The sequence below is a fragment of the Pseudomonas sp. SW-3 genome (genome assembly GCF_016615645.1).
Classification (GTDB): domain Bacteria; phylum Pseudomonadota; class Gammaproteobacteria; order Pseudomonadales; family Pseudomonadaceae; genus Aquipseudomonas; species Aquipseudomonas mandelii.
Window position 1 is genome coordinate 5,840,001 of record NZ_CP067098.1, and the last position, 12,638, is coordinate 5,852,638.

General features: G+C 57.3%; 12 protein-coding genes and 1 rRNA gene (1 of these 13 only partly in view). 8 read left to right on the forward strand and 5 right to left on the reverse strand.

What is annotated here, in order from left to right:
* Both JIO00_RS26535 and tyrS read right to left on the reverse strand, forming a co-directional pair.
* Nucleotides 1-744 (reverse strand): 16S ribosomal RNA (locus tag JIO00_RS26535) (it extends 795 nt beyond the left edge of the window).
* Between the two features lie 552 nt (nt 745-1,296).
* Nucleotides 1,297-2,496 (reverse strand): tyrosine--tRNA ligase, encoded by a 1,200-nt coding sequence (gene tyrS, locus JIO00_RS26540; RefSeq protein WP_010467228.1) that lies wholly within the window; start codon nt 2,494-2,496, stop codon nt 1,297-1,299.
* A gap of 212 nt (nt 2,497-2,708) precedes the next feature.
* On the opposite strand from tyrS, the gene JIO00_RS26545 reads away from it, so the two are divergent.
* Together JIO00_RS26545 and JIO00_RS26550 are read left to right on the forward strand one after the other, a co-directional pair.
* Nucleotides 2,709-4,130 (forward strand): peptidoglycan DD-metalloendopeptidase family protein, encoded by a 1,422-nt coding sequence (locus tag JIO00_RS26545; protein WP_010467226.1) that lies wholly within the window; start codon nt 2,709-2,711, stop codon nt 4,128-4,130.
* A 3-nt stretch (nt 4,131-4,133) separates the two neighbouring features.
* Complete coding sequence (locus JIO00_RS26550) at nt 4,134-5,225, forward strand: anhydro-N-acetylmuramic acid kinase (protein WP_200667147.1); 1,092 nt, start codon at nt 4,134-4,136, stop codon at nt 5,223-5,225.
* Between the two features lie 67 nt (nt 5,226-5,292).
* Here the strand turns inward: JIO00_RS26550 and erpA are convergent, their stop codons facing one another.
* Both erpA and argC read right to left on the reverse strand, forming a co-directional pair.
* Entirely contained in the window at nt 5,293-5,643 is a 351-nt protein-coding gene (erpA, locus tag JIO00_RS26555) for an iron-sulfur cluster insertion protein ErpA (RefSeq protein ID WP_007947969.1), read from the reverse strand.
* A gap of 168 nt (nt 5,644-5,811) precedes the next feature.
* Nucleotides 5,812-6,846, reverse strand: a complete 1,035-nt coding sequence (gene argC / locus JIO00_RS26560; RefSeq protein WP_010467224.1) for an N-acetyl-gamma-glutamyl-phosphate reductase — start codon at nt 6,844-6,846, stop codon at nt 5,812-5,814.
* A gap of 296 nt (nt 6,847-7,142) precedes the next feature.
* On the opposite strand from argC, the gene hemJ reads away from it, so the two are divergent.
* The 6 genes from hemJ to coq7 all read left to right on the forward strand — a co-directional run bounded on the left by hemJ (nt 7,143) and on the right by coq7 (nt 11,664).
* Entirely contained in the window at nt 7,143-7,571 is a 429-nt protein-coding gene (hemJ, locus tag JIO00_RS26565; protein WP_010467221.1) for a protoporphyrinogen oxidase HemJ, read from the forward strand.
* Between the two features lie 27 nt (nt 7,572-7,598).
* Nucleotides 7,599-8,567: an NAD(P)H-dependent flavin oxidoreductase gene (locus JIO00_RS26570; RefSeq protein ID WP_010467219.1), complete on the forward strand. Its 969-nt coding sequence runs from the start codon at nt 7,599-7,601 to the stop codon at nt 8,565-8,567.
* A 92-nt stretch (nt 8,568-8,659) separates the two neighbouring features.
* On the forward strand, nt 8,660-9,604 hold the full coding sequence (locus tag JIO00_RS26575) for a DUF805 domain-containing protein (protein WP_077747324.1): 945 nt from the start codon (nt 8,660-8,662) through the stop codon (nt 9,602-9,604).
* A 95-nt stretch (nt 9,605-9,699) separates the two neighbouring features.
* Nucleotides 9,700-10,488, forward strand: coding sequence for an SDR family NAD(P)-dependent oxidoreductase (locus JIO00_RS26580; RefSeq protein ID WP_010467216.1), 789 nt, complete (start codon nt 9,700-9,702; stop codon nt 10,486-10,488).
* A gap of 81 nt (nt 10,489-10,569) precedes the next feature.
* Nucleotides 10,570-10,908 (forward strand): histidine triad nucleotide-binding protein, encoded by a 339-nt coding sequence (locus JIO00_RS26585; protein ID WP_010467214.1) that lies wholly within the window; start codon nt 10,570-10,572, stop codon nt 10,906-10,908.
* A 108-nt stretch (nt 10,909-11,016) separates the two neighbouring features.
* Nucleotides 11,017-11,664, forward strand: a complete 648-nt coding sequence (gene coq7 / locus JIO00_RS26590) for a 2-polyprenyl-3-methyl-6-methoxy-1,4-benzoquinone monooxygenase (protein WP_010467212.1) — start codon at nt 11,017-11,019, stop codon at nt 11,662-11,664.
* 117 nt (nt 11,665-11,781) lie between these two features.
* Here coq7 and speD read toward each other — a convergent pair whose 3' ends face one another.
* Nucleotides 11,782-12,576 carry an adenosylmethionine decarboxylase gene (gene speD / locus JIO00_RS26595; RefSeq protein WP_010467209.1) on the reverse strand — a complete coding sequence of 265 codons (795 nt, stop codon included), beginning with the start codon at nt 12,574-12,576 and terminating at the stop codon, nt 11,782-11,784.
* Between the last annotated feature and the right edge of the window lie 62 nt (nt 12,577-12,638).

Consider the following 12,638-nt stretch of genomic DNA (forward strand, 5'->3'; position numbering starts at 1 on the left):
ATCAGTCCAGGTGGTCGCCTTCGCCACTGGTGTTCCTTCCTATATCTACGCATTTCACCGCTACACAGGAAATTCCACCACCCTCTACCATACTCTAGCTTGTCAGTTTTGAATGCAGTTCCCAGGTTGAGCCCGGGGATTTCACATCCAACTTAACAAACCACCTACGCGCGCTTTACGCCCAGTAATTCCGATTAACGCTTGCACCCTCTGTATTACCGCGGCTGCTGGCACAGAGTTAGCCGGTGCTTATTCTGTCGGTAACGTCAAAACAGATACGTATTAGGTAACTGCCCTTCCTCCCAACTTAAAGTGCTTTACAATCCGAAGACCTTCTTCACACACGCGGCATGGCTGGATCAGGCTTTCGCCCATTGTCCAATATTCCCCACTGCTGCCTCCCGTAGGAGTCTGGACCGTGTCTCAGTTCCAGTGTGACTGATCATCCTCTCAGACCAGTTACGGATCGTCGCCTTGGTGAGCCATTACCTCACCAACTAGCTAATCCGACCTAGGCTCATCTGATAGCGCAAGGCCCGAAGGTCCCCTGCTTTCTCCCGTAGGACGTATGCGGTATTAGCGTCCGTTTCCGAGCGTTATCCCCCACTACCAGGCAGATTCCTAGGCATTACTCACCCGTCCGCCGCTCGCCACCAGGTACAAGTACCCGTGCTGCCGCTCGACTTGCATGTGTTAGGCCTGCCGCCAGCGTTCAATCTGAGCCATGATCAAACTCTTCAGTTCAAACATCTTTGGGTTTTTAAGAAACCCTAAACTTGGCTCAGCAATCGTTGGTTACATCTTTGATTTCTCGCGGAGTAACTTGTGATGCTGATAATCTTGTTGACTATCAGTCTGACTCCACAAGCACCCACACGAATTGCTTGATTCAGTTGTTAAAGAGCGGTTGGTTAAGATCTTTCGTCTCAACCGAGGCGCGCATTCTACAGCAGCCTCTGTTGCTGTCAAGCGGTTATTTTCAGAAGTTTTCAAAGTTTCCTTTGCAACTTCAACCACTTGCGCTTCCGATCTCTCGTTAGCGGGAGGCGAATTCTACAGCGTTACTCGCTGCTGTCAACACCTCTTTTTCTCCGCTTTCGACCGAGAAGATCGAACCGTCAATCAAGCCAAACAACCCTGCTTGATCAACTCCTTCTGTGCTTCGATAACCTGAAGCAACTCGCTGTCGAAAACTGCGTAACTCTTTGTTTACCAAGGAGTTTTCCGTTTCGACTGCGCCGGAAGTGGGGCGAATTATAGACTTCCAGAATCTGCCGTCAACCCCTAACTTAAGCTTTATTCAGATTTGAGCGTAATACGCGCAAATGCCTTCTTTCCGGCCTGGCAAACATGGGTCGCGCCCAGCACGTATATAAAGGTGCGATCAACAACCTCTCCATCTATACGCACACCGCCGGAATTCAGCAGATCACGGGCCACCGCCGAGTTCTTAACCAGCCCTGCCTTATTAAGGACAGCAGCAATCGGCATATCTTCAGTAGCCGTCAGCTCGATCTCCGGCAGATCGTCCGGCAACTCGCCATCCTTCATACGATTGCCCGCTGCACGGTGAGCATTGGCCGCGGCCTCTTCACCATGGAAACGCGCAACGATCTCTTCGGCCAGCTTGATCTTGATGTCACGAGGATTGGCGCCCGCCTCGACATCAGCACGGAATGCGTTGATTTCATCCATGGAGCGGAAGCTGAGCAATTCGAAGTAGCGCCACATCAGCGCATCCGGAATAGAGACCAGCTTGCCATACATGACACCCGGCGCTTCCTGGATACCGACGTAGTTGCCCAAGGACTTGGACATCTTCTTCACACCATCCAGACCTTCGAGCAGCGGCATCGTCAGAATGCATTGAGCCTCCTGACCATAACCGCGCTGCAGTTCACGCCCCATCAGCAGATTGAACTTCTGATCGGTACCGCCCAACTCGACATCCGCGCGCAAAGCGACCGAGTCATACCCTTGAACCAGCGGATAGAGGAACTCGTGAATAGCGATTGGCTGGTTGGTCGTGTAGCGCTTGTCGAAGTCATCGCGCTCAAGCATGCGAGCCACGGTGTACTGCGAAGTCAGACGAATGAAGTCCGCCGGCCCCATCTGGTCCATCCAGGTGGAGTTGAACGCCACCTCGGTTTTGGCCGGATCAAGAATCTTGAAGACTTGAGTCTTGTAGGTCTCGGCATTCTCGAGAACCTGCTCGCGGGTGAGCGGAGGACGCGTTGCGCTCTTGCCGCTCGGATCACCGATCATCCCGGTGAAGTCACCTATAAGGAAGATCACCTGGTGACCCAGTTCCTGGAACTGGCGCAGCTTATTAATAAGCACGGTATGGCCCAGGTGCAAATCCGGCGCGGTCGGATCGAAGCCTGCCTTAATACGCAGCGGCTGGCCACGCTTGAGCTTTTCGATCAGCTCGGACTCGACCAACAGTTCTTCCGCACCACGTTTAATCAGCGCTAGCTGCTCTTCAACCGACTTCATAACAGACCCGCAAGGCTCGAATTCAAAGGGGACCAACCATACAAGATCACGCGTCAAATACAAAGTTTGGCCGGCGCAATGACGCCAATCCGCTGGCAGAGTGACCGCGGACTTGCTTCAGAGATGATTTGGTTATATTTTATACAGTTATTTCATCTTCATCATGTCATTCATCTTTTCCAATTCATCTTTTTCAAAGTCAAAAATTACCTATGACCAAAGAATCGTCTAAAGCGCCACCGCTTTACCCGAAGACCCACCTGCTCGCAGCAAGTGGCATCGCCGCTCTTCTGAGCCTGGCGCTTCTGGTATTCCCTTCCAGTGATGTAGAAGCCAAAAAGACGACGCTGAGTCTTGAGCTGGAAAGCCCTGCTGAACAACTGACACAAGATCAAGACGCTGCTGAAGCCGTTCAAGCCACAAATGAACCGGCAGCCTCCCCTTTCGCGCAGATCGAAAACAGCGCTGAAGAGCCACAGGAAACCGCCCAGGCCGAGCCTGTACCTGCCCCGGTCACCGAAGAAAAGAAGACCCCAAACCACAGGGAAGTGATCGTTTCCAAAGGCGACACACTTTCCACGCTGTTCGAGAAAGTAGGCCTCCCCGCCACTTCGGTGCATGAAGTCATGGCCAGTGACAAGCAGGCCAAGCAATTCAGCCAGCTCAAACGCGGCCAGAAACTCGAATTCGAACTGACCCCCGACGGCCAGCTGAGCAACCTGCACAGCAAGCTCAGCGACGTCGAAAGTATTACCCTGACCAAGAATGACAAGGGTTATACGTTCAACCGCATTACCGCCAAGCCAACCGTGCGCTCCGCCTACGTTCATGGCGTGATCAACAGCTCGCTATCGCAGTCTGCCGCGCGTGCCGGGCTGTCCCACAGCCTCACCATGGACATGGCCAGCGTGTTTGGCTATGACGTCGACTTCGCCCAGGATATCCGCCAGGGTGACGAGTTCGATGTGATCTACGAGCAGAAAGTCGTCAACGGCAAGGCTGTCGGCAACGGCCCGATCCTGTCCGCACGCTTCACCAACCGCGGCAAGACCTACACCGCCGTGCGTTACACCAACAAGCAAGGCAACAGCAGCTACTACACAGCCGACGGCAACAGCATGCGCAAGGCGTTTATCCGCACGCCAGTGGACTTCGCCCGCATCAGCTCGAAATTCTCAATGGGTCGCAAACACCCGATCCTGAACAAGATCCGCGCTCACAAAGGTGTCGATTACGCAGCTCCACGCGGCACGCCGATCAAAGCGGCCGGTGACGGTAAAGTGTTGTTGGCCGGTCGCCGTGGCGGTTACGGCAATACCGTGATTATCCAGCACGGCAACACCTACCGTACGCTGTACGGCCATATGCAAGGCTTTGCCAAAGGCATAAAGACTGGCGGCAGCGTCAAGCAAGGCCAGGTAATCGGTTATATCGGCACAACCGGGCTCTCCACCGGCCCACACTTGCACTATGAGTTCCAGGTCAATGGCGTGCACGTCGACCCACTGGGCCAGAAAGTTGCGATGGCCGACCCTATTTCCAAAGGGGAACGCGCACGCTTCCTTTCGCAAAGTCAGCCGCTGATGGCGCGCATGGACCAAGAGAAAGCCACCATGCTGGCTTCGAAGCGCTAAATCATGACGCTCTATATCGGTGTGATGTCCGGAACCAGCCTCGATGGCCTGGACATTGCGCTAATCGAGCTGACCCCGGCGATCAAACTGATCGCCACGCACTACACCCCCATGCCTGACTCCCTGCGCGCCGAGCTGCTTGGCTTGTGCGCCAGCGGCGCGGACGAGATTGCCCGCTCCGCCATCGCACAGCAGAACTGGGTGAAACTGGCGGCTCAGGGTATTAACACTCTCCTCCGCCAACACAACCTGAAACCCGAAGACATTCGTGCGATTGGCAGCCACGGCCAGACCATTCGCCACGAACCGGCGCGCGGCTTCACGGTACAGATCGGCAACCCGGCCCTGCTGACCGAGCTGACCGGCATCACTGTGGTCAGCGACTTCCGCAGCCGTGATGTGGCCGCTGGCGGGCAAGGCGCGCCTTTGGTGCCGGCCTTTCACGAAGCGTTGTTTGATGAACGTGCCGGCAATCGTGCGGTATTGAATGTCGGCGGATTCAGCAACCTCAGCCTGATCGAGCCCGGCAAACCTGTCGCCGGTTTCGACTGCGGCCCGGGCAACGTCCTGCTGGATGCCTGGATTCATCAGCAACGCGGCGACAATTTTGATCGTGACGGCCAATGGGCTGCCAGTGGCAAGGTTGAACCGGTTCTGCTGAATGAATTGCTGAGTGATCCATTCTTCGTAACCAAAGGCCCGAAAAGCACCGGCCGCGAAGTGTTCAACCTGCCATGGCTGACACAGCATCTCTCGAAGCTCCCGCCCTTCGCCGCGGAAGATGTGCAAGCAACCCTGCTCGAACTGACCGCACTGACCATCGTCGAGTCATTGCAGCACGCCCAATCGGACACGCAGGAACTGCTGGTCTGCGGTGGTGGCGCGCACAACGCCACGCTGATGAACCGTTTGGCCGCCCTGCTGCCGAACGCGAGAGTCAGCAGCACTGCCGCTTACGGTGTGGACCCGGACTGGGTCGAAGCCATGGCCTTCGCTTGGCTGGCTCATTGCTGCCTGGAAGGCATCGCCGCCAACCGCCCGAGCGTCACTGGCGCCCGCGGCCTGCGCGTACTCGGCGCCATCTACCCGGCATAAACGCCGCACAGCAAAACGCCGCAAAGCCCTGAAGCCATGCGGCGCTTGATACTGCGGTGAAGCGCGATCAGATCGAGAACGAAGAGCCGCAACCACACGTGGTGCTCGCGTTCGGATTCTTGATCACAAAACGCGAACCTTCCAGACCTTCCTGATAATCCACCTCGGCACCGGCCAGGTACTGGAAGCTCATCGGGTCTACGACCAGACTCACACCTTCGCGCTCGACGATGGTGTCGTCATCGGCCACTTCTTCATCGAAGGTGAAGCCGTACTGAAAACCTGAACAACCGCCGCCCGTAACGAATACGCGCAGCTTCAAGCGATCATTCCCCTCTTCATCGACCAGGCTCTTCACCTTGTGCGCGGCACCGTGGGTGAATTGCAAAGCGGTGGGGGTGAAGGATTCGACGCTCATGCTGACTATCTCCCGGCGTTACGCCGCCATAATGCGTGATGACGCGCATTATCCGCTTCTCCTAGAAAATCGGTCAACTATTGTTACGGTATAGCAATAAACCCGATTGCCGGTTCGAAATGCAAAAAGGCCCGTCAGACGGGCCTTTTTGCTGAGCGGGATAAAGCCTTACGGCAGCATGCCGGCGTGGGACAGGCCCAGGCGCTCATCCAGCCCGAACAGAATGTTCAGGTTCTGCACCGCTTGACCCGACGCACCCTTGACCAGGTTATCGATTACCGACAGCACCACCACCAGATCGCCGTCCTGCGGACGATGCACGGCGATACGACAAACGTTGGCACCGCGAACACTGCGGGTTTCCGGGTGGCTGCCCGCCGGCATCACGTCGACGAACGGCTCGTTGGCGTAGCGCTTTTCAAACAACGCCTGCAGATCCACCGAGCGATCCACGACGGTCGCATACAGCGTCGAATGAATGCCGCGAATCATTGGTGTCAGGTGCGGAACGAAGGTCAGACCGACGTCCTTGCCCGCTGCACGACGCAGACCCTGGCGGATTTCCGGCAAGTGACGGTGACCTTTGACGGAGTAGGCTTTCATGCTTTCCGACGTCTCGGCGTACAGCGAACCGACCGAAGCGCCACGACCGGCACCGCTGACACCGGACTTGCAGTCAGCAATCAAACGCGTGGTATCGGCCAGGCCGGCTTCCAGCAATGGCAGGAAACCCAATTGCGTCGCCGTTGGATAGCAACCCGGCACCGCGATCAGGCGCGCATCCTTGATTTGCTCGCGATTGACTTCCGGCAAACCGTAGACCGCCTCCTCCAGCAACTCCGGCGCGCCGTGAGGCTGGCCGTACCACTTGGCCCACTCGGCAGCGTCTTGCAGACGGAAGTCAGCCGACAGGTCGATGACCTTGGTCCCCGCTGCGAGCAACTCACCGGCCAGTGCATGGGCAACACCATGAGGCGTGGCGAAGAACACCACATCGCAAGCGCCCAGCGTCTTGATGTCCGGAACACTAAAGGCCAGGCCGTCGTAGTGGCCTCGCAGGTTCGGGTACATGTCGGCCACGGCCAGACCGGCCTCGGATCGGGAAGTGATCACAACCACTTCAGCTTGCGGATGCTGTGCCAACAGACGCAGCAGTTCGACACCGGTGTAACCCGTGCCGCCGACGATACCGACCTTGACCATAAACCTGCCCTCAACGAACCCACTGGAAAGCCGTCGATAATAGGGGCCGCGCGGCCCTGCGACAACCGCTTAGGTGACGTGTGGCGGCTCATGTGTCCCTTCTCGGGCATATCGCCCAACTTTTGGCGAGTGGCTTTTGTGGCCTGGCAAGGCCCCGCGACGAGTCATAGCTCGCTATGGCGAGGAGCGGCAACGCAGTCTGGCCGCAAAAGACGCCGTCAAAATTGAACAGTTATGTCCGAGACGGGACACTTTCTCTACTATTCGGGCTACCGTGAACCTGGGAATAACTAAAAATGCTTTATCTATGGCTCAAAGCGCTTCATATCGTCAGCATGGTCTGCTGGTTTGCCGGCCTGTTTTACCTGCCCCGTCTGTTCGTTTATCACGCCCAAAGCGAAGACACCGTCAGCAAGGAACGCTTCAGCCTCATGGAGCGCAAGCTGTACCGCGGCATCATGGGCCCGGCGATGATCGCTACCCTGATATTCGGCATTGCACTGATCTGGCTTAACCCGAGCCTCTTCAGTCAAGGCGCGTGGATTCACGCCAAGCTGACCCTGGTGGTGATCCTGATCGGCTACCACCACATGTGCGGCGCACAGGTGAAGCGTTTTGCCCGTGGCGAAAACACCCGCAGCCATGTCTTTTATCGCTGGTTCAATGAAGTGCCGGTTCTGATATTGCTGGCTATCGTAATTCTGGTCGTCGTTCGGCCGTTCTAATAAGCACAACTCACCGGGGTACTTCCAATGTCGCTGCCCGCTTTGCTCGAACAACGCTTGCGTCTGCCGGTAGTGGCAGCGCCGATGTTTCTGATTTCCAATCCGCAATTGGTGCTCGCCTGCTGCCGTAACGGCGTCGTCGGCAGCTTTCCTGCGCTGAACCAGCGCGAGAGCAGCGGCTTCAAGGCCTGGCTGGAAGAGATCGAAGCAGGGTTGGCGACACTGGAGAACCCGGCGCCTTACGCGGTCAACCTGATCGTTCACAACACTAACCCACGGCTGCAAGCTGACCTTGCGATCTGCATCGAGCATAAAGTACCGATCGTGATTACCAGTCTCGGTGCAGTGAAAGAAGTAGTCGATGCCGTTCACAGCTATGGCGGACTGGTGTTCCATGACGTGACGACGCGGCGCCATGCCGAGAAAGCTGCCGAGGCCGGTGTGGACGGCTTGATCGCCGTGGCAGCGGGTGCCGGTGGACACGCTGGAACCTGGAGCCCGTTCTCGCTGATTGCCGAGATTCGCCAGTTTTTCGACAAGACCCTATTGCTGGCAGGCTGCCTTAACCACGGCCACGAGATCCTTGCTGCGCAATTGCTCGGCGCTGATCTGGCCTATTTCGGTACGCGATTTATCGGCACCACCGAAAGTCATGCGCCTGACGCCTACAAAGAGATGCTGCTGACGTCCAGAGCCGCGGACATCGTCCATACGCCGGCAGTGTCAGGCGTACCGGCGAGTTTCATGCGTCAAAGCCTGGAGGCTGCCGGTTTCGACATGGCGGCACTGCAAGGCAAGGGCGAAGTCGACTTCGGCTCCAAACTCAAGCCGATCAGCGATGAAGCCAAAGCCTGGAAAACCGTGTGGTCTGCGGGCCAGGGTGTCGGGGAAATCGATGATTTGCCGAGCGTCGATCAATTGGTCGCTCGACTTGACGCGGAATACCGCAAGGCTCTGGAACTGGCGGCCGAGCTGCCCAAACGCTGGCCACGATGAGATGAAACTTTGGCCAGCCCGCCCCGGCTGGCCTTACAATCCACGCTTGAAACACACCCTATTACAAATTCTCGCGACAAGGATGCCTCGCAATGAGCGACAACCGTTTCAAGATCGTGTTCGACGGCGCTCTGCTGCCAGGCGTTGACGCCGCCAGCGCCAGAGAGAACCTGGCTAAACTCTACAACAGCCAAGTCGCAGCCGTCGAACGGCTATTCACTGGCAAGACGGTTACGCTCAAGAAAGACCTGTCGCACGCCGACGCGCAAACCTACCTTCAAGCGCTGACGAAAACCGGCATCGATGCTCGCATCGAAAGCGAATCGTCCATTGAGCTGAACCTGGACGAAGCCCACGAACACAGGCCTGTCGCCAGCCAACCGGCATTTGCCGACCCCGCATCCCCTTACGCACCACCCCGAGCCACTGTCGGCGAAAGCCTGCCCGCGTATGCTCCACTCAAGCCATTCAGCGTTGAAGGCCGCATCGGTCGTTTGCGCTATCTCGCCTGGACGATGGTCCTGACGCTGGTCACCCTGGCCGTCGGTTCGGTATTGGCCATTTTCGCCTTCGCCATCATCAGCGCCGATTCGACCGCAGGCCTGATACTCGGTGGCCTGGTTGCGTTCATGCTGTTCATTGCCATGGCGGTCGTGAGCATTCAGATCAGTGTCCAGCGCCTGCATGACATCGGCTGGTCCGGCTGGCTCTGGTTGCTGAACCTCGTACCCTTCGTAGGCAGCTTCTTCCCGTTCGTGATCATGATCGCCCCGGGCACCAACATCGCCAATCGCTATGGCGCGCCGCCTCCACCCAACACCACGGCGGTCAAAGTGTTGTCTTCGTTGTGGGTGGTGTTGATCGCCATCGTCTTGGTTGGCGCGCTGGCCGGAGGCCTTACGGCGATCCAGGAAGAGTATGAAACTGCTGCCGAAACCAGCTATGACAGCAGCTCGGTAATCACTGAAGAAGTGGAAGTCGAGCCGGCCGCAGAGGCTGAGCAGGCACCCGATTCTGCAGACGATGAAGCCGAATAAGCCCCGGTCCCTGTAGACTCTGCGAAAGAATGAACAGCGCTCCCCGCCCGTGACACCCGCGTCGCTGGCGCGGAGCTGCTGCGATGGAGAACTGCATGACCCGTTACGCTCTGATCACTGGCGCTTCCAGTGGGATCGGCCTGGCGATGGCCGAAGCGCTGGCCCGCCGAGGCCGCAGCCTGATTCTGGTGGCCCGACAACGTGATCAGCTGGAAAGTATTGCCATTGAACTGACCCAACGCTTTGGCGTGGAAGTGCTGTTCCGCGCCTGTGACCTCGGCGAACCGCTACGGCTGTCCGGGTTCCTGCTGGAACTGGAAGAAGGTGACCGGCAAATCGATTTGCTGGTCAACTGCGCCGGCATCGGCACCTGCGGACCCTTTCTGGCCCAGGACTGGATGACCGAGCAGGACCTGATCGAAGTGAACATCCTGGCCCTCACCCGCTTGTGCCATGCCATCGGGAACAGCATGGCCTTGCAGGGGGGCGGACAAATTCTGAACGTCGCTTCAATGGCGGCATTCCAACCCGGCCCGTGGATGAGCACGTACTACGCCAGCAAAGCCTATGTGCTGCATTTTTCCGAAGGGTTGCGCGTCGAACTGAAGAAATGTGCGGTCAAGGTCTCGGTGCTGTGCCCCGGCCCGACCCGTACCGGGTTCTTCCGTACCGCTCAACTGGACACCGGTAAACTGGCCGACAGCAACATGCTCATGAGTCCCGAAGAGGTTGCGCTGTATACGGTGCGCGCCTTGGAGAAAAATCGAGCGATCATCATTCCCGGTCGAGGCAATCGCTGGCGCGCCCTCCTGCCACGGCTGGGCTCTCGCTGGCTGAACCGGACAATCGCTGGCATGGTCAACAAGGCCTACTGCCCGCGCTGACCCGGCCTCAAGGTAAAAGGCTGGGCTCGGGGATAACCCATGAGTACACTCAAGCCAGCCCAAACAACGGAGAAAACAGCTGTGGATACTCTGTTCACCAAGATCATCAACCGGGAAATCCCGGCGAAGATCATTTACGAGGACGACCAGGTACTGGCCTTCCACGACATCGCCCCACAGGCACCGGTGCATTTTCTGGTCATTCCGAAAAAAGCGGTGCGCACCCTCAACGACCTCACCGAGGAAGACAAGGCTTTGGCCGGACATATTCTGTTCACCGCCCAGCGCCTGGCCTTGGAACTGGGCTGCGAAGAAGGTTTCCGTGTGGTCATGAACTGCAATGAACTGGGCGGGCAGACTGTCTACCACATTCATATGCATGTGCTGGGTCAGCGCCAGATGCACTGGCCGCCGGGCTGATTGCAAAAAGCTTCGAGGGAGTGGCCAGCCACTCCCGTATGACCCAGCGCAAACCTTCCCCGGCCGATTGGGTTAAACTGGCCGCCGAGATTCCTCCCGGAGGTCAGCATGACTACCCAGCGTCACTACTCGCCGATTGACCGTCTTCTGCTGCAAGCCGATGCCGCGATGCGAACGTTGCTGCCTTTCAGTGGCCAGCCATACCGTCCGTCGCCAGCCATCGTGCAGCCGGATGCGCAAATGAGTGACGAAGACACCCGCCACGTTGCTGGCTTGATGCGCATCAACCATACCGGTGAAGTCTGCGCCCAGGCGCTGTATCAGGGTCAGGCCCTGACTGCCAAGCTGCCGCACGTGCGGGCCGCCATGGAACATGCTGCCGAAGAAGAAATCGATCACCTGGTCTGGTGCGAGCAACGCATCCAGCAACTGGGCAGCCACACCAGCATTCTCAACCCGCTGTTCTACGGCATGTCGTTCGGGATTGGCGCAGTGGCCGGATTGATCAGCGACAAGGTCAGCCTGGGTTTTGTCGCCGCCACCGAGCATCAGGTGTGCAAACACTTGAACGAGCACCTCGAGCAATTGCCGGCGGAAGATGAAAAGTCCCGGGCCATTCTCGAGCAAATGCGGATTGATGAAGAACATCATGCCGAGAGTGCGCTGGATGCCGGAGGTTTTCGTTTTCCGGCGCCGGTGAAGTTCGGGATGAGTCTGTTGGCCAAGGTAATGACCAAGAGTACCTACCGGATCTGATCGATACGTTGCCTGACAGGGCCTCTTCGCGAGCAGGCTCGCTCCCACAAGGTTCTGTATTCCAGACATGAAAAAGGCGACTGCCGTGAGGAAGTCGCCTTTTTTGTGCTTGAAATCTTAGTTCGGCATGTTGCGCGCGTAGAAGATTTCCAGCATTTCGTGTTTCACACGGTCAGTCACCTGAGCACGCTGCTCGGAAGACAGGTTGCTGGTGGCATCGCCGAACAGGTAGTTATCCAGTTCGAAGTTCTTCAGCAGCATTTTGGTGTGGAACAGGTTTTCCTGGTACACGTTCACGTCGGTCATCTGGTACGCGCCGCGGGTGTCTTCGGACAGGTAGTTCTGGATCGAGTTGATCTCGTGGTCGATGAAGTGCTTTTTACCTTCCACGTCACGGGTGAAGCCGCGCACGCGATAATCCACGGTCACGATGTCCGAATCGAACTGGTGAATCAGGAAGTTGAGCGCTTTAAGCGGTGAAATCACGCCACAGGTCGACACGTCAATGTCCACACGGAATGTCGCAATGCCGTCGTCCGGGTGGATTTCCGGGTAGGTGTGCACCGTGATGTGGCTCTTGTCGAGATGGGCCAGGATAATCTCGGGCAACGGGCCCGGCGATTCTTCGATCTGGCTGTCGGTCGGGGTTACCGGCTCTTCAGAGATCAGAATCGTGACGCTGGCGCCCTGGGGTTCATAGTCCTGACTGGCAATGTTCAGGATGTTGGCACCAATGATATCGACAACTTCCGTGAGGATCTGCGTCAGGCGTTTCGCGTTGTACTCTTTATTGATGTACTCGACGTAAGCCTGTTGGTCTTGCGGGGTTTCCGCGTAGCAGATGTCATAGATGTTGAAGCTCAAGGTCTTTGTCAGGTTATTGAACCCGTGGAGCTTGAGTTTGCTTTTCACCGTTAAAAACTCTCTATGTATTGCGGCCCGGGCCGCGTGATCAAGCATGCCCGTCAGATGCG